The 15,684-nt window shown below is 62.3% G+C and carries 17 protein-coding genes; 6 read left to right on the forward strand and 11 right to left on the reverse strand.

Translation table 11 applies throughout. The annotated features are described in order from the left end of the window. The first annotated feature begins 1 nt into the window (after position 1). Positions 2-1,180: a vWA domain-containing protein gene (locus ACT9T4_RS20165; RefSeq protein WP_499118651.1), complete on the forward strand. Its 1,179-nt coding sequence runs from the start codon at positions 2-4 to the stop codon at positions 1,178-1,180. A gap of 227 nt (positions 1,181-1,407) precedes the next feature. Here the strand turns inward: ACT9T4_RS20165 and ACT9T4_RS20170 are convergent, their stop codons facing one another. The 3 genes from ACT9T4_RS20170 to ACT9T4_RS20180 are packed head-to-tail and all read right to left on the reverse strand — an operon-like array spanning position 1,408 to position 3,250. Next, positions 1,408-1,941, reverse strand: a complete 534-nt coding sequence (locus ACT9T4_RS20170) for a DUF2937 family protein (protein WP_179538493.1) — start codon at positions 1,939-1,941, stop codon at positions 1,408-1,410. A gap of 34 nt (positions 1,942-1,975) precedes the next feature. Continuing rightward, positions 1,976-2,752, reverse strand: a complete 777-nt coding sequence (locus ACT9T4_RS20175; protein ID WP_042555763.1) for a class II glutamine amidotransferase — start codon at positions 2,750-2,752, stop codon at positions 1,976-1,978. Positions 2,753-2,776: 24 nt separating this feature from the next. Further along, positions 2,777-3,250: a hypothetical protein gene (locus tag ACT9T4_RS20180; protein WP_042555762.1), complete on the reverse strand. Its 474-nt coding sequence runs from the start codon at positions 3,248-3,250 to the stop codon at positions 2,777-2,779. 186 nt (positions 3,251-3,436) lie between these two features. Here ACT9T4_RS20180 and ACT9T4_RS20185 point away from each other — a divergent pair, with 186 nt between their 5' ends. Further along, on the forward strand, positions 3,437-5,476 hold the full coding sequence (locus ACT9T4_RS20185; protein WP_499118654.1) for a S9 family peptidase: 2,040 nt from the start codon (positions 3,437-3,439) through the stop codon (positions 5,474-5,476). Between the two features lie 41 nt (positions 5,477-5,517). On the opposite strand, the gene ACT9T4_RS20190 is transcribed toward ACT9T4_RS20185, so the two are convergent. After that, a complete protein-coding gene (locus ACT9T4_RS20190; RefSeq protein ID WP_179538496.1) occupies positions 5,518-5,769 on the reverse strand; it encodes a hypothetical protein in 252 nt (83 codons plus the stop codon). Positions 5,770-5,897: 128 nt separating this feature from the next. Between ACT9T4_RS20190 and ACT9T4_RS20195 the strand changes: the two genes are divergently transcribed. Together ACT9T4_RS20195 and ACT9T4_RS20200 are read left to right on the forward strand one after the other, a co-directional pair. Further along, positions 5,898-6,266 carry a YajD family HNH nuclease gene (locus ACT9T4_RS20195; protein WP_042555759.1) on the forward strand — a complete coding sequence of 123 codons (369 nt, stop codon included), beginning with the start codon at positions 5,898-5,900 and terminating at the stop codon, positions 6,264-6,266. A 343-nt stretch (positions 6,267-6,609) separates the two neighbouring features. Beyond that, positions 6,610-7,077: an RNA methyltransferase gene (locus ACT9T4_RS20200; protein WP_042555758.1), complete on the forward strand. Its 468-nt coding sequence runs from the start codon at positions 6,610-6,612 to the stop codon at positions 7,075-7,077. A 60-nt stretch (positions 7,078-7,137) separates the two neighbouring features. On the opposite strand, the gene ACT9T4_RS20205 is transcribed toward ACT9T4_RS20200, so the two are convergent. The 7 genes from ACT9T4_RS20205 to dapA all read right to left on the reverse strand — a co-directional run bounded on the left by ACT9T4_RS20205 (position 7,138) and on the right by dapA (position 13,142). After that, positions 7,138-7,749, reverse strand: coding sequence for a heme utilization protein (locus tag ACT9T4_RS20205; protein WP_499118656.1), 612 nt, complete (start codon positions 7,747-7,749; stop codon positions 7,138-7,140). 225 nt (positions 7,750-7,974) lie between these two features. Further along, positions 7,975-9,201, reverse strand: coding sequence for a hypothetical protein (locus ACT9T4_RS20210; RefSeq protein ID WP_042555757.1), 1,227 nt, complete (start codon positions 9,199-9,201; stop codon positions 7,975-7,977). Positions 9,202-9,326: 125 nt separating this feature from the next. Next, on the reverse strand, positions 9,327-9,776 hold the full coding sequence (locus ACT9T4_RS20215) for a YcgN family cysteine cluster protein (RefSeq protein WP_042555843.1): 450 nt from the start codon (positions 9,774-9,776) through the stop codon (positions 9,327-9,329). Between the two features lie 85 nt (positions 9,777-9,861). After that, the gene (locus ACT9T4_RS20220; RefSeq protein WP_499118658.1) at positions 9,862-10,791 is read right to left on the reverse strand and encodes a D-2-hydroxyacid dehydrogenase; all 930 of its coding nucleotides are present in this window, start codon (positions 10,789-10,791) and stop codon (positions 9,862-9,864) included. An 11-nt stretch (positions 10,792-10,802) separates the two neighbouring features. Then, positions 10,803-11,096 carry a YcgL domain-containing protein gene (locus tag ACT9T4_RS20225; RefSeq protein ID WP_084304132.1) on the reverse strand — a complete coding sequence of 98 codons (294 nt, stop codon included), beginning with the start codon at positions 11,094-11,096 and terminating at the stop codon, positions 10,803-10,805. Next, a complete protein-coding gene (rnd, locus tag ACT9T4_RS20230) occupies positions 11,093-12,226 on the reverse strand; it encodes a ribonuclease D (protein WP_042555754.1) in 1,134 nt (377 codons plus the stop codon). Before rnd ends, ACT9T4_RS20225 begins: the two co-directional genes overlap by 4 nt. Before the next feature lie 61 nt (positions 12,227-12,287). Next, a complete protein-coding gene (dapA, locus tag ACT9T4_RS20235) occupies positions 12,288-13,142 on the reverse strand; it encodes a 4-hydroxy-tetrahydrodipicolinate synthase (RefSeq protein WP_042555753.1) in 855 nt (284 codons plus the stop codon). A 521-nt stretch (positions 13,143-13,663) separates the two neighbouring features. Between dapA and ACT9T4_RS20240 the strand changes: the two genes are divergently transcribed. Both ACT9T4_RS20240 and ACT9T4_RS20245 read left to right on the forward strand, forming a co-directional pair. Next, on the forward strand, positions 13,664-14,143 hold the full coding sequence (locus tag ACT9T4_RS20240; protein ID WP_042555752.1) for a hypothetical protein: 480 nt from the start codon (positions 13,664-13,666) through the stop codon (positions 14,141-14,143). Positions 14,144-14,303: 160 nt separating this feature from the next. Next, on the forward strand, positions 14,304-15,593 hold the full coding sequence (locus ACT9T4_RS20245) for an OmpP1/FadL family transporter (RefSeq protein ID WP_499118661.1): 1,290 nt from the start codon (positions 14,304-14,306) through the stop codon (positions 15,591-15,593). Positions 15,594-15,684 lie beyond the last annotated feature (91 nt).

Genomic DNA, 15,684 nt, shown 5'->3' on the forward strand with positions numbered 1-15,684 from the left:
CATGATGCTCAACCTGTTCACTGAAATGCGTGCCGCCAAGGTGCCGGTTTCCCTGCGTGAACTGCTCGACCTGATCGATGCCCTCAAGCACAAGGTCGTGTTCGCCGACATGGACGAGTTCTACTACCTGTCGCGCGCCATCCTGGTGAAGGACGAGCGCCATTTCGACAAATTCGACCGTGCCTTCTCCGCGTATTTCGACGGTTTGCAGAGCCTCGACCAGCATCTGCAAGCGCTGATCCCCGAAGAATGGTTGCGCAAGGAATTCGAGCGTTCCCTGAGCGCTGAAGAGCGCGCGCAGATCCAGTCCCTGGGCGGCCTCGACAAGCTGATCGAGGAATTCAAGAAGCGCCTGGAAGAACAGAAGGAGCGCCATGCCGGCGGCAACAAGTGGGTCGGCACGGGCGGCACCAGCCCCTTCGGCTCGGGCGGCTACAACCCCGAAGGCATCCGCGTCGGTGATGCGGGTGAGCGCCAGGGCAAGGCCGTCAAGGTGTGGGACCAGCGCGAGTACAAGAACCTCGACGACTCGGTCGAGCTGGGCACCCGTAATATCAAGGTGGCCCTGCGCCGTCTGCGCAAATTCGCCCGCCAGGGTGCGCAGGACGAACTTGACCTCGACGGCACCATCGACCACACCGCCCGGGACGGCGGCCTGCTGAACATCCAGATGCGCCCGGAGCGTCGCAATACGGTCAAACTGCTCCTGCTGTTCGACATCGGCGGCTCCATGGATGCCCACGTCAAGGTCTGCGAAGAGCTGTTCTCGGCCTGTCGCACCGAGTTCAAGCACATGGAGTATTTCTACTTCCATAACTGCGTGTACGAGACGGTGTGGAAGAACAACCAGCGCCGCAACGCGGAGCGCTTTTCCACCCATGACCTGCTGCACAAGTACGGCGCCGACTACAAGGTGGTGTTCATCGGCGACGCCGCCATGGCGCCCTACGAAATCACCCAGCCGGGCGGCAGCGTCGAGCACTGGAACGAAGAGGCCGGCTACCTGTGGCTACGCCGCTTCATGGAAACCTACAAGAAGCTCATCTGGATCAACCCTTACCCGCGCCAGACCTGGGATTACACCACCTCGACCGGCATCATCCGCGAACTGATCAACGACCAGATGTTCCCGCTGACCCTGCAGGGGTTGGAGGATGGGATGCGCTTTCTGGCCAAGTGATGGTCGCGGCCCCTACCCAAGGTACGTCGGGTCGCACAGGTTAGGCGCCAGCCAGTGCAAAGGGTATTTACACGATTGACGGCGCTCTACCCCACTTTTATGCAATGCCGAATATCACTTGGTGGGTTACGCGACGCGCCGAAACAAGATGCGCCTGGCTTTCCGGGGGATGGCGTCACTAACCCACCCTACGGTTCTTCGCTCAACCCAGGCTAGGCCACGTGCTCTCAGCGCATGCGCGGTTGTTGACGTTCGGGCACTACGCGGCGCTCACGGCGCCGGAACGGCAGGGCCAGCAACAGCAGGATGCTTTCCACGACCCAGGCGAGGAAAAGCGCGCAGGCGATACCCCAGGCGATCGCCTCGGGCGCCAGGAGCACCTGATAGCGGTAGGCAGCGTGGGTTTCCTGCAGCAGTTGCTCGTCGGCAGCGGTTGCCAGGTGCCAGACCTGACGATACCAGGGGCCCTGCATGGCCAGCGATTCGCGCTGCAACAGTTCGGAGCGTTCGACCAGCAGGCCCACGCTGCGCGCGTCGCTCTGCATCACCGGGTCGGTACTGCCACGATAATGGCCGACCAGGCGCTGCAGGTCTCCATCGAAGAAGCGCCGGGCGGTATCGCGGAAACCGCTCAGGCTCTGTTCGGATTCCAGGCGATGGGCTTCGACGCGCTTAGCGTAATCATCGATGAAACCCGGCACCTGAACGCCAAGCAACAGGCCCAGAGCGAACAACGCCAGACGCAGATAACTTCTTAACATTCATCCCCCGCAGCCCCGCCACGCGGGACGCTCGTCAGTTGCTCAGGCCCTGGGCGATGCATTCGCCCGCGCGCCACAGGCGCCATTCGCCCGGCTGATACAGCGACCACTGCTCGTTGTCGGTCAGCGGCTCGGTGGCCAGTACCGAAACCACGTCGTTGGGCGTGGTTTCGGCATGAAAATCCACGCTCATGTCGGCATCGCGCAGGTGCGCAGGCCCGAAGGGCGCACGCCGGGTGATATGTGCCAGCTTGCTGGAGCAGAAGCTGAAGAGCCAGTCACCGTCGCTGAGCAGGCAATTGAACACGCCATGCTGACGATAGGCCGCACAGGCAGCGACAAGTTCAGGCAACAGCACCTCGATGGGAACCGCTTCCGGAAACGCCGTGCGAATGCGGTTGAGCAGATCGCAGAAGGCCGATTCGCTGTCCGTATCGCCGATGGCACGATAGAAACTCAGGGCCGGGCGAAAATCAGCCAGTTGGCCGTTATGGGCGAAGCACCAGTTGCGCCCCCACAGCTCGCGCACGAAAGGATGGGTGTTGGCCAGGCAGACACGCCCGACATTGGCCTGACGAATATGGCCGATCACCACTTCGCTCTTGATCGGATAGCGCTGCACCAGCTGCGCCACTTCCGACTCGCTGCTCGCGCGAGGATCCTGGAACAGGCGCAGGCCCCGGCCTTCGTAGAAACCGATGCCCCAGCCATCGCGATGCGGCCCGGTACGCCCACCACGCTGCATCAGCCCGGTAAAACTGAAGACGATATCCGTCGGGACGTTGGCGCTCATGCCGAGCAGTTCACACATGATCTGGTTCTCGATTGATCCGGCTTACAACCGCGGCTCGACGCGAGCGCTGCGGGTACTGCGTGGCGCGGTGTACTTCGGCTCCTGCTCCTGCTGCAGACGTTCGCGCAGGGTCAGATCGCTGTCCTCGCTCTGCTCCTCTTCGCGCGCGGCCTTGCGGGCCCTGGCACTGCGCAGGAACGGCCAACGAATGGCCACGAACAGCAGATAGATGGCGAACACGATAAGCCCGTACATGGCCAGATCAGCCACGGCTCGCCAGGCATTGCTGCCGACCTTGAAGATCAGATCGAGGGCGACGATAGCCACTGCAGGCGCGAACAGTTCCTTGGCCGGATCGACGATGGTCGGGCAGAACAGCAGAATCGCCACCAGCACGCGCAGCGGTTCGCGCACGTAGCGCCACATCCAGCTGGTGATACGGAACCACACCAGCAGGCAGCCCAACGCGGCAATGGCATAAGCGCCCCAGGCGAGGAGATAGTCGTTTTCGATCATGAGGGGGACGGTTCCCTTGCTTTACTTGGCTCGAACGGGTCAATCCGCATTTTTCGGCGGCTGCCTGGCGACAAAGGCGCTTATGATAACGGCTTTTCCCGGGTTCGGCGCCTTTAGGGTACGTCTAAAAACGTTGGTAGTTTTAAGAAGTGCCCGTTGCCATCGCCCTGCGTTCTGGAGACTCTCATGACCACTGCCCCCATTGCCCGCAAGGACACTGGCACCGATCCCTATCACTGGCTCGAAGACCGCGACAGCGACGAGGTGCTGAGCCACCTGCGTGCCGAGAACGCCTACCTGGAAGACCAGTTGAGCGATCAGGCTGGATTGCGCGAACGGTTGTTCCAGGAAATAAAGGCGCGCATCCGCGAGACCGACCTGTCATTGCCGACCCCCTGGGGTGACTACCTCTACTACCAACGCACCACTGCCGGTGACGAGTATCCCCGCCACTATCGCTGCCCTCGCCCTGCGGACGGCGGCCTGCAGCTCGACGAAAGCGCTGAGCAGCTGCTTCTCGATCCCAACGAAATCGCCGCGGGCGGTTTTCTGTCCCTGGGTGCTTTCAGCATCAGCCCAGACCAGCAGCGCCTGGCCTACAGCCTGGACACCAGTGGCGACGAAATCTATCGCCTGTTCGTCAAGGAACTGGCCAGTGGCGCCATCGATGAGCTGCCGTTCGATGACTGCGACGGCAGCATGACCTGGGCCAACGACAGCCAGACCCTGTTCTATGGTGAACTGGACGATGCCCACCGCCCCAGCACGCTGCATCGCTATCGACTTGGCGAAACGCAGAGCGCCCAGGTGTTCCACGAGCCCGATGGCCGTTTCTTTCTCACCTGCTACCGCAGCAGCTCGGAACGCCAGCTGGTACTGCTGCTGGGCAGCAAGACCACCAGTGAATGCTGGGTGCTGGACGCGAACACGCCGCAGCAGCCCTTCCAGTGCCTGGCGCCGCGCGAGGAAGGTCACGAGTACTACCCCGACCACGGCAAACTCGACGGCCAGTGGGCCTGGCTGATTCGCAGCAACCAGACTGGCATCAATTTCGCGCTGTACAGTGCCACGCCTGAACGACCGGCCCGCGAACACTGGCAGGAGCTGGTGGCGCATAACGAACAGGTAATGCTCGAAGGCGTCAGCCTGGCCGAGTCGGCGCTGGTGCTCAGCCTGCGCGAAGGCGGCCTGCCGATCATCGACGTACGCCCGCAAGGGCTGGCCGGTTATCGGGTCAGCCTGCCCGATGCCGCCTACAGCCTGTACGTGCAGGACAGCCTGGAGTTCGCCAGCGCGGTGATCCGCCTGCGTTACGAGGCACTCAATCGTCCCGCGCAGATTCGCCAGTTGAACCTGGCCGATGGCACCCAGCAGATTCTCAAGGAAACCCCGGTACTCGGCGAGTTCGATGCCGATGCCTATCTCAGCCAGCGGCTGTGGGCGACCGCGGAAGATGGCACCCGGGTACCGATCAGCCTGGTCGCCCGCCGCGATGCCCTGGGCCAGGCCGCTCCGCTCTATCTGTACGGTTACGGTGCCTATGGCGAAAGCCTCGATCCCTGGTTCTCCCACGCACGCCTGAGCCTGCTCGATCGCGGCGTGGTGTTCGCCATCGCCCACGTTCGCGGCGGCGGTGAACTGGGCGAAGCCTGGTACCGGGCCGGCAAGCTGGAACACAAACAGAACAGTTTCGGCGACTTCATCGCCTGTGCCGAGCACCTGATCGCCCAAGGGTTCACCAGCCCGTCGCGGCTGGCCATCAGTGGCGGCAGCGCAGGCGGCCTGCTGATCGGCGCAACGCTCAACCAGCGGCCGGAGCTGTTCGCAGCGGCTATCGCCGAAGTGCCCTTCGTCGATGTGCTCAACACCATGCTCAACCCGGAGCTGCCACTGACCGTCACCGAATACGATGAGTGGGGCGACCCCAACCAGCCAGAGGTGCACGAGCGCATCAAGGCTTACGCACCCTACGAGAACGTGCAGGCGCAGCGATATCCAGCGGTTCTCGCGGTGGCGGGCTACAACGATAGCCGCGTGCAGTATTGGGAGGCGGCCAAGTGGGTGGCGCGCCTGCGCGAACTGAAGACGGATGACAACCTGCTACTGCTGAAAACCGACCTCGAAGCCGGCCATGGCGGCATGAGTGGCCGCTATCAGGCGCTGCGGGACGTCGCGCTGGAATATGCCTTCCTCTTCAAGGTACTCGGCCTGCGTTCCGAGGCCTGATACCTGGCTGGCTGACGTGGCCGGCAGCCAGCGCTGAGCACTCAGTGTTTCTTGTGCTGGTCTTGCTGCTCGTGCTGACGCTCCGCAGCGTCGTCGGCTGCCTCGGTCGACTCGTCGTTGTCACGGCCATCGCGGATCACGGGTGGAGTGTCGGGATCGACGGCCGATGGATCGGGCACGTCGGGGCTCTGCACGGTACCCGCGGGCTGGGCGGCAGAAGGCTGTTCCTGCTGGGCATGAGCGATGCCGGCGAATGACAGCAGACTGATCAGCATCACGATGGACTTGCGCATGTTGGGTACTCCAATGTTCGATGGGACGAACTGCTTTGGGCTGGCGAGATGCCGGAAAGTGCAAACAGATTCCTCTCGGCAGTCACTGATGCTGCCCTATACTGAGCGCTACCCACCAAGGAGCGAACATGAGCAGCCCGTCCACGCCTACGTCCAAACTCGACCGCATCCTCGCCGATGCCCAGCGCAGCCGTGAAGAAGGCTATCGGGACAAGGCCCTGCGCATGTACCCGCACGTCTGCGGCCGTTGCGCCCGCGAGTTCTCAGGCAAGCGCCTCAGTGAACTGACCGTTCACCACCGTGACCACAATCACGACAACAACCCCCAGGACGGCTCCAACTGGGAGCTGCTGTGCCTTTTCTGCCACGACAATGAACACTCCCGGTACACCGACCAGCAGTATTTCAGCGAAGGTTCCACTGCCAGCCAGAGCGGGCCGAAAACCACCCACAAGGCGTTTGCCAATCTGGCCGATCTGCTGCAGAAAAAGTCCTAGGGTCTGTTGACGTTTCACGCACGGCCGCGCCGGAGCCCGTTTTTGCGCGAGGCAAGGCACGAGATGCGAAGTTTGGTGGGCCAAATGAGACATCGAGTAACGCCGTATCGCGCAAAAACGGGCCCGGCCCTGCGGGTTGCGCGAGAAATCTCGCCATGCGTTGTTGGAGGACTTGGCAAGGGAAAACGCGGACGGCTAGTCCATTCCCTGCGTCCTCCGCCTAGCGGATCGCCGCCCGGCCTGGCGAGATTTCTCGCGGCAACGCGGCTCGCGTTGAAACGTCAACAGACCCTAGTCGCCAAACAGGCCGTATAATGCCGCTCCTTTTGCGCGAGGCCTGTCCGTGGGCAACAAACGATACAGCTGCATCGGTCTCTACAACCCCAAGTCACCGGAGAACGTCGGCGCCGTGATGCGTGCCGCCGGCTGCTATGGCGTGGCCTCGGTGTTCTACACCGGCAAGCGCTACGAGCGCGCCCGGGACTTCGTCACCGATACCAAGCGGGTGCACCTGGACATTCCCCTGATCGGCATCGATGACCTGCAGAAAGTCATTCCCCTGGGGTGCACCCCGGTAGCCGTGGAACTGGTGGACGGTGCCCGGCCATTGCCGAGTTACACCCACCCGGATCGCGCCTTTTATATCTTCGGCCCGGAAGACGGCTCGCTGGACCAGGAAGTACGCGACTGGTGCGAAGAGGTGGTCTACATCCCCACGCAAGGCTGCATGAACCTCGCGGCGACGGTCAACGTGGTGCTCTACGACCGCCTGGCCAAAGGCAACAACACCAGAACCGGCGCCAAGTACTGAGCCAGATTGCAGACAAGATAAAGCCCGGAGCGAGCCGGGCTTTTTGTTGACGCTGACTGATCAGGAAGGTTGGACCTTGCCACCCGTACGGCTATAGCCATCTTCGGCAACCAGCTTGCCATCGATATGCTCGAAAGCCTGGGCAGCTTTGCCACCGGTACGCTCGTAACCATCTTCAGCGACCAATTTACCGCCTACACGCTCGAAACCGCTCTCGGCGATCTTGCCGCCAGTACGCTCGTAGCCAGCCTCAGCGACCAGCTTACCGCCGACACGCTCGAAACCGCTCTCGGCGATCTTGCCGCCAGTACGCTCGTAGCCATCTTCAGCGACCAGCTTGCCGCCGACGCGTTCGAAGCCGCTCTCGGCGATCTTGCCGCCAGTACGCTCGTAGCCATCTTCAGCGACCAGCTTGCCGCCGACACGTTCGAAGCCGCTCTCGGCGATCTTGCCGCCAGTGCGCTCGTAGCCATCTTCAGCGACCAGCTTGCCGCCGACACGTTCGAAGCCGCTCTCGGCGAACTTCCCACCGGTACGCTTGTAACCATCCTCTGCGACTTTCTGCGCACCAACGGAGTGCGAAGTAGTGGCCTCGACAGGTGCTTGCGGCAGTGCAAAAGCGGCGCTGGCGAGGGTGGCGATGAACAGGCTGGCAATGAATTCGGTTTTCATGTTGAGCTCCTTGGGAGGAAGTAAGTGGGTATGGAGCTCATGTTACTCAAGAAAATTTGATCAAAAACTCGATCCTGGGAATAGTAAAGATCGACTTCATTGATAGCTTGCTGAACACCAGCAATGGCGGGGGCTGGATGCGAAAACGCCCAACCCGGTGCCTGCACCGGATTGGGCGTTGCTGACTCGAAAGAGGGCTCTCGAGGGTGATGTCGCTCCAAACGATCAGCGTAGCAATCGGGTATCCAGCACCTTGGAGCTGCGACCCATGACGTTCTCGGTGATCTCGATGAAATCCTTGGTGCTGGCCTTTTCAAGGCGCATCAGGCCACGAGCCACGTCGTCCAGCGAGCGCTGCTGGCCATCCTTGGTGGCCTGGCGAATTTCCCGGTCGAGCTCCTGCAGGAGCAGCACCGCACGGGCGGTGATCGGCCCGGTGGAGTTCTCGGTGCGCAGGGACTTGACCGGCTTGCTCCACTTGATCAGGTGCTCGCGCACCTTCTGGTAGCGATCCTCGCTGAGCCCACCGGCCCGACGCATCACTTCGATGGCGTAGTACTCGGCCAGGCCCTCGCTGATCCAGTCGCTCTTGTCGGTGTCACTGATGCGGCTGAACACGTGTACCAGTTCGTGCACCAGCGAGCTGGTGCCGTTCTCGCTGACCAGCGGACGGTCGGCGTGCATGAAATAGGAGTTGGGGGCCGACAGACCGCCACGCCACATCGGGTCACCGGCGCCGACCACCAGCAGCTTGCCCGGGTCACGCGGGAACACCGCCTGCATCTCGGGCCATACGAAGGTCAGCAGGGTCAGGACATCCATGCGCCGCATGCCCTCACCCACCGGCGCAGCGACGGTTACCTGGGTTTCACCGAGCTTGGCGCGACGCGTGCCGACCTTGCCAGCGACGATCCAGCCAGTGGGGCGATCGAACTTGCGCTGCGGGTTGTCGATGCGGAACTTGTTCTTGCCCACGCGCGGCCAACCGGTCTCGACGCTACGCCAGCCTTTGGGCAGGTCGAACTCCAGGCGCGCCACCAGATCCGTGCCGTCGACCTGGTTGAGTACCGCACTGGGGATCAGATCGTCACCGCGCAGCAGAGCCCAGTCCTCGGTCATCCGCGCGTCGAAACGACCTTCGCCACGAGGGTGGCTGATACGCACCTTGTAAGTCAGGCTGGCCTTGCCCTTGGCAGGCACCCACAGGCCGCGCTGCTCGCCCTCCTGCTTCCACTCGCCGTCAGCCTTGAAGTCGCTGTAATAGCCATCGTCGCCCAGGTTGAAGTTGAGGCTGCGCACGCGCTCGCCCTTCTCCAGGCTAATGCTGACTTCAGCCTGATCGCTTTCCGGAAGGAATTTCACCTTGTAGTCCAGATCGACCTTTTCGGCTGCCCACAGGGGTGTGCCGGTACTCAACAGAACAGCGGACAGCAGCAGGCAGCGAATCGACATACAGGCAACTCCAGAACAGACGAATCGGAACGTTCCATGGGATCAGAGCACACTAGAGGCAGGGTGCAACAGGGCTATGAGACACCGGCCCGCTTAAGCGAGCCTTAACGGCACATCACAGACCCTCAGCCAGCGCGAAAGATCAGGTGTTCTTCCCAGTCATCTTCGGCCACGCTGTTTTCACTGAGCATGCGCCCTGCCTGGGAGATCCTCTCACGGTGCACCGCATCCGGGTCACCGCACACCAGATGATGCCAGAGCGGCAGATCCTTGCCCTCGCTGACCAGCCGATAACCACAGGTGGGCGGCAGCCACTGGAACTGATCCGCCTGGGCTGGGGTGAGCTGAATGCAGTCCGGCACGAAGGTCTTGCGGTTCGGGTAATCGCTGCAGCGGCAGGTATCCAGGTCGAGCAGCTTGCAGGCGATACGCGTGTAATAGACGGCTCCGTCATCCTCGTCTTCGAGCTTCTGCAGGCAGCATAGGCCACAACCATCGCACAGCGACTCCCACTCCCGGGTGTCGAGTTGCTCGAGGGTCTTGTGTTTCCAGAACGGAGAAACGGGCACGGCCATGATCAGCAACTGGAGGTAACGGGCGAAAAGGCCGGCAGTCTAGGTCTGCCGACCGCACAGTACAAGCTGCACGCGACAGCGTGGCTCAATAGCCTCGGGAAAAATCCACCAGCCCGTGCAGGGCGCTGCCGGCTCGATAACGCTGCAGGTTGCTGACGAACAGCTCGACCAGCAGCGGTGGCAGGCTCGGCGCAGCGCTGTGACCGGTGAGCAACAGGTTGTCGGCGGTCCAGAACGGGTGCCCGGTGGGCAACGGCTCTTCACGGCAGACATCGATCACCGCCGCAGCCAGTTGCCCACGGGCAAGCGCCGCGACCAGATCCTCATCGACTACCGAGGTACCGCGTCCGGCATTGATCAATACCGCCGATGGTTTGAAGCATGCCAGCAAGGCCGCATCGTAAATGTCCCGGGTGGCCGGCGTGTTGGGCAGCAGGTTGATCACGTAATCGGCCTCGGCGACCAGACGCGGCAGCGCCTCGACAGGCGCCACTTCACTGAATGGCGCCAGCGTCCGCGCGCTACTGGCGACCCCGGTCAGTACGACGTTGAACGGCTGCAGGAAGCGAGCAACCGCCAGGCCGATTTCGCCGGTACCGACGATCAGCACCTTGCACCCAGCCAGGCTGCCCGGCAGGCGACCATCCCAACGCCGCTCGCGCTGCGCCTGCAGGCGGGCGAAGAGTTCGCGCTGGTGGGCGAGCATGTGACAGAGCACGTACTCGGCCATCACCTGGCCGAAAACCCCGACCGCGCGAGTCAGTCGATAATCCCGTGGCAAGTCCTCCGCCAGCAGCGGCGTGATACCGGCCCAGGTCGACTGCACCCAGTCCGGCTTGTGGCCGGCGCGGATCAGTTCGGCGAACAGATGCGGCTCACCCAGCCAGACCTGACAACTACCCGCCTGTGCCGCCAGCTCGGGGCCATCGCCAGCAATCAGCTCGAGCTCCGGCTGGGCCCTCTGCAGCAATTCGCGGTACAGAACGTGATCGTTCTCGGCAATCAGTACACGCATTTCGGCCTACCTCAGACAGGGTCGTTGCGACGTAACAGCTCTTCCGGCAGATGCTCGATGTAATCCTCTTCCGGTGGCGGCATCTGCAGGTGATAACCCTGGCTATCCAGGTTCTCCAGCACCTTGTGGATGTCTTCGCGTGCGAGGGTGCGCTCAGGCGTCAGCACCATGTCGAAGGCAAGGACGGGTGGCCCGAAGGCGCTCAGCAGATTCTCGGGAACCTGTTTCAGCGCATCGGCACGCAGCACGTAGAGGTACATGCCATCCTTGCGGGGGCTCTTGTAGATGGAGCAGATACGTTTCAAGCGGACTCTCCTCGAGCGGCCAGGCAATCGAGCAACGCCTGGCCCATCAGCTCACGGCGCCAGCCGCGCAGGCTGTCGGGCAGGCGGTAGGGACCATCCGGGTAACCGCTCTTGAGCAGTGCCTCGAGGGTCTTCTTGCGCAGCATCAGTTCCGGGGCGATATCCAGACGTTCGCCTTCACGCTGGCCAATGGCTCGCAGCTTCTTGAGCAGCGCCGTGGACTCCAGCGGCAGCGGTTCCGGCATGGCCGGCGGCCACTCGCTCTGAGGCAGCGCGGCGGCATCGCGGATCATCTGCAGGATGGTCTCGCCGTCCTGGCGCACGGTCTTCGGGTGCATGTCCTCGATGCGTGCCAGGCTGACCAGATCGCTCGGCTGCTGGCGAGCCAGCGGCCACAGCGAGTGCTCACGCAGGATTCGGTTGCGCGGCTGATTGCGTGCCCGCGCCTGGCGCTCGCGCCAGATGCACAGCACGCGCAGCACGGCCAGTTGGGCACGCGACAGCTTCCATGCCAATTTGGCTTCGCGGTACGCCTCTTCAGCGGGAATCTCGCGACCCAGGCCGGCGACCAGCTCGGCACCGTCCTCGAGAATCCAGGCATTCTTCTCGGCAGAGAGTTTGTCCTGCAGGCGGCGATAGAGCTCGGCCAGATGCACCACGTCCTCGGCAGCGTAACTGACCTGCGTGTCGGACAGCGGACGCTGCAGCCAGTCCGAACGGGTCTCGCCCTTGGGCAGTTCGATGCCCAGCACCGCCTGCACCAGCCGCGAATAGCCCATGGAGAAACCCAGATTGAGGTAACCGGCGGCCAGTTGCGAATCGAACAGCGGCGCGGGCAGGCTGCCGGTCAGGCGCAGGAGCACTTCCAGGTCCTCGCTGCAGGCGTGCACCACCTTGATGACCTGAGGATCCTCGAGCAACGCAGCGAACGGCGACCAGTCGTCGATCTGCAGCGGGTCGATCAGATAGGCCTGCTCGCCCTCGCTGACCTGCAGAAGGCCGGCAATCGGGTAAAAGGTATCGACGCGCATGAACTCGGTGTCCAGCGCCAGAAATGGCTGTTTGCGCCAGGCAGAGCAGTGCTCCGCCAGGCTGGCGTTGTCTCGAATCCAGGCAATTTCGATGCTCACGCGGCTCTCCCGTAAAGATTGCCGCGCAGTATATCCCGTGAGCCTCTGCCGTGTTGCACGCTCACAGCAGTTCACTGCGCATGCGCTCACGCAATCCGTCCGAACAGCGCAGCATGGGCTCACGCAACTCGTCGGCGATCAACCCCTGCATGGCCAGCAAGCTTTTCACCGGCGCCGGGTTGGGCTCGACGAAGGCCAGCCGGATCAGCGGCAACAACTGGCGAAACAGTGCGCGACCGGCCTGCAGATCGCCCTGTTGCAGATGCGCCACCACCTGCACGAAGTCGGCGGTCCGGATATGCGCTGCCGCGGAAATGGCGCCACTCCCCCCGAGACACAGGGTGGCGAATATCTGCTCGTCTTCGCCGGTGAGCACGTCGAGCAATCCATCCTCGATCAGCATCTGGGTCTTGCGCACGTCACCGCCACAATCCTTGATCGCCATTATTCGCGGATGCCTGGCGAGCTGGCGGATGGTTTCCAGCTCCATGCTGACGGCGCTGCGGTAAGGAATGTCGTAAAGGATGATCGGCAACCGCGAAGCGTCGGCGATGGCCTCGAAGAATGCCAGCAGCCCCTGCTGCGACGGTCTGATGTAATAAGGTGCCGGCACCAGCAACCCCGCCAGCGGGCGGCCCTGGATGCGCTGCAAGCGGGCCAGTACCGCAGTCTGATTGTTGCCACTGAGCCCCATCACCACGCGGCTGGCAGGCACCACTTCGAGCACGGCGTCGAGCACCGCCAGCTGTTCCTGCTCATCCAGCGCCGCCGCTTCGCCACTGGTACCGCAGACCACCAGACCTGCCGCGCCAGCATCCAGCAGATGCACGGCCAGCGAACGCAAGGCCGGTAGATCCACCTGACCATCGCGAAACGGCGTGACCAGGGCGACCCAGATTCCGGAAAATGTAGACATGCATGCAACTCCTCGGTGTAGACCGTGTGGTCACCGTCGATGGAGTGCGGGAAGGGAGTGTGACGAAGGGATGCTTCGACCTCGCGCCTCTGTCCTGTCAGCCCATCTGACGGGACAGCGCGCCCCGGTCAAATGAGCGACTGTTTCTTCGACTTACCAGCTTCCAGACAAACGTTCTGCGACGCAGCGGCGGGGCTGCGGACAGAAGGCATGGGCTGGAAGATGGAGAACATGTAATGCTCGGGCAAGACGACTAGGGGTCGATATTGCCGAACGCAGCGCAATGGTGTCAATACAGCTCGCTACAGTTCCAATTCGGCATATGCAGGCTGGTGTAAATCCTCAATCGATTTAAAAACAGCTCTTTACGGTATGAATATCCCACTAAGCTTGAATTTGAGCAGCTAACCCCTGCTTCCGGTGGGATTTACGGTCGGTGGGTCGCGTCGAAAAGCCACCACCAGATCAAGACGACGTTGCCAGCGCCCTCCTCCACCGGCCATTTCTGCGTAGAGGCTCGTATGGGAATCGCTGCCTGTGATCTGAACCAGCAGGTCATCCGCCCCACCCTGCTGTATCTGGATAAACAATCCATCGCCGCCGAAGCGCTACTGCTGGGCGTCGCCGCTTGCCAGTCATCTCTGGGCGCAGCGCTGGACAACCACAGCGGTTACGGCCTGTACCGGATCTCGGCATACCACCACCAGCACCTCTGGGATGATCACCTGGCTGGCGACCCCGAACTGGCCAGCCGGGTACGAGGTCTGGCCAGCCAGCATGCCTTTCTTGGCGCGCCACACCTGGAGCTGACCGTCAATTTGCGCTATGCCACCGCCATTGCCTGGTTGCTCATCGAAAGCCATGGCAAGGCATTACCCATCGCCGACGACCTCGGTGCGCAGGCGCTGATCTGGCAGCAGGTCTTCGCGCCCCATCGCAAGCCGGACGAATTCGTTTCAGCCTGGCAGCGCTGCATTTTCGGACGGTCGGTTGCAGCCTGAGCAACTGACTACCGGGTCACGGGTGCCAAGCACCGCAAGGCTCTATATCCTGCCCGAACGGACAGCTTCACCTCGACGGATCGTGTTTAACCCTGAACTTTCCGAATTGACGTTGAGTCAGCAAAGCGAGAGTTCCCCCGACCCTGCCAAGGAGCACCCCGTGAGTACAAGAATCCTAAGAACCGGTCTGGCAATCGCCATCGCATCCACCTCCAGCTACAGCTTGGCCAGTGGCTTTGCGCTCAACGAGCAAAGCGTCTCGGGCATGGGCATGTCGTTCGCTGGCCGCTCGTCGTCGGCGGAGGACGCCAGCACCGTGTTCGGCAACCCGGCTGGCATGGCGCGAATCAAGCGCGAACAGATCAATTTCGGTGTGGCGGCCATCCATGCCAAGAGCAGGATCAGCAGCAACGGCAGTACGACCGCTGCCGGCACAGCCAATGGTGGCAGTAACGATGGTGACATGGTGCCGACCACGGGCGTCCCCATGGGTTACTACGTCAAACCGCTGGATGAAAAAGTCGCTTTCGGTATCGGCGTCTACGCGCCCTTCGGCCTGGCAACCGAGTACGAGAGTGGCTTCCAGGGCCGCTACTTCGCGGACAAGAGTTATGTACGCGTCATCACGGTACAGCCGACGCTCAGCTACCGCTTCAATGACCAGCTGTCGGTCGGCTTCGGCCCCACCTTCAACCACATAGAAGGTGAACTCACTTCGTCGCTGACCAACCCGATCGGCCCTCCTGGCAGCAATGATGGCAAGGTCAAGATCAAGGGCGACGACGTGGCCGTAGGCTTCAACGTCGGTGTCCTGTACGAGTTCACGCCACAAACACGCGTAGGCCTGGCCTACCACTCGCGGGTCAAGTACGAGCTGGAAGGCGACACCCGCGTATCGGGTCCTGGGGCGGTGATCGGCACTTCCGCAGGCAAGTACGATGCATCCCTCGACGTGACCACCCCCGAGTCCGTGGACCTGTCGATCACCCACGCCCTCAATGATGACTGGACCTTGTATGCCGGCAGCACCTGGACACGCTGGAGCCGCTTCAAGGAGATTCGCGTCGAGAACGAAGGTGTCGGTGGCCTTCTGGCCGGTGGCCTGAACACCATCGTCGAAGATCAGGACTGGCACGACACCTGGGCTCATGCGGTTGGCGTGTCTTACAAGCTGAACCCGCAATGGGTCCTGCGTACCGGTGTGGCCATCGACCAGACACCCACCAAAAACGAACATCGCTCGCCGCGCATCCCATCGGGTGACCGGACGATTTTCAGCGTCGGCGCAGGCTGGAGCCCAAGCGACGACATGACCATCGACCTGGCCTACACCTATCTCAAGGAAGAAGAAGTCGATATCAATCGCAGCAGCGCGACACGCGGCACTTACAATGCCACGTACAAGAACAGCGCCCACGGCCTGGGCGCCTCGCTGACCTACCGTTTCTGAGCCGATCTCGAGCACGCACGGCCCTCGGGGCGGCGTGCTCATCAGACGATGATCGGAAACAAAAATCGCGGCTCATGCCGCGATTTTTCAT

The organism is Pseudomonas sp. SZ40, from assembly GCF_052958135.1.

Coding starts and splice junctions, on each gene's coding strand:
- ACT9T4_RS20165 (WP_499118651.1), top strand. CDS start 2: ATGATGCTCAACCTGTTCACTGAAATGCGTGCCGCCAAGGTGCCGGTT.
- ACT9T4_RS20170 (WP_179538493.1), bottom strand. CDS start 1,941: ATGTTAAGAAGTTATCTGCGTCTGGCGTTGTTCGCTCTGGGCCTGTTG.
- ACT9T4_RS20175 (WP_042555763.1), bottom strand. CDS start 2,752: ATGTGTGAACTGCTCGGCATGAGCGCCAACGTCCCGACGGATATCGTC.
- ACT9T4_RS20180 (WP_042555762.1), bottom strand. CDS start 3,250: ATGATCGAAAACGACTATCTCCTCGCCTGGGGCGCTTATGCCATTGCC.
- ACT9T4_RS20185 (WP_499118654.1), top strand. CDS start 3,437: ATGACCACTGCCCCCATTGCCCGCAAGGACACTGGCACCGATCCCTAT.
- ACT9T4_RS20190 (WP_179538496.1), bottom strand. CDS start 5,769: ATGCGCAAGTCCATCGTGATGCTGATCAGTCTGCTGTCATTCGCCGGC.
- ACT9T4_RS20195 (WP_042555759.1), top strand. CDS start 5,898: ATGAGCAGCCCGTCCACGCCTACGTCCAAACTCGACCGCATCCTCGCC.
- ACT9T4_RS20205 (WP_499118656.1), bottom strand. CDS start 7,749: ATGAAAACCGAATTCATTGCCAGCCTGTTCATCGCCACCCTCGCCAGC.
- ACT9T4_RS20210 (WP_042555757.1), bottom strand. CDS start 9,201: ATGTCGATTCGCTGCCTGCTGCTGTCCGCTGTTCTGTTGAGTACCGGC.
- ACT9T4_RS20215 (WP_042555843.1), bottom strand. CDS start 9,776: ATGGCCGTGCCCGTTTCTCCGTTCTGGAAACACAAGACCCTCGAGCAA.
- ACT9T4_RS20220 (WP_499118658.1), bottom strand. CDS start 10,791: ATGCGTGTACTGATTGCCGAGAACGATCACGTTCTGTACCGCGAATTG.
- dapA (WP_042555753.1), bottom strand. CDS start 13,142: ATGTCTACATTTTCCGGAATCTGGGTCGCCCTGGTCACGCCGTTTCGC.
- ACT9T4_RS20240 (WP_042555752.1), top strand. CDS start 13,664: ATGGGAATCGCTGCCTGTGATCTGAACCAGCAGGTCATCCGCCCCACC.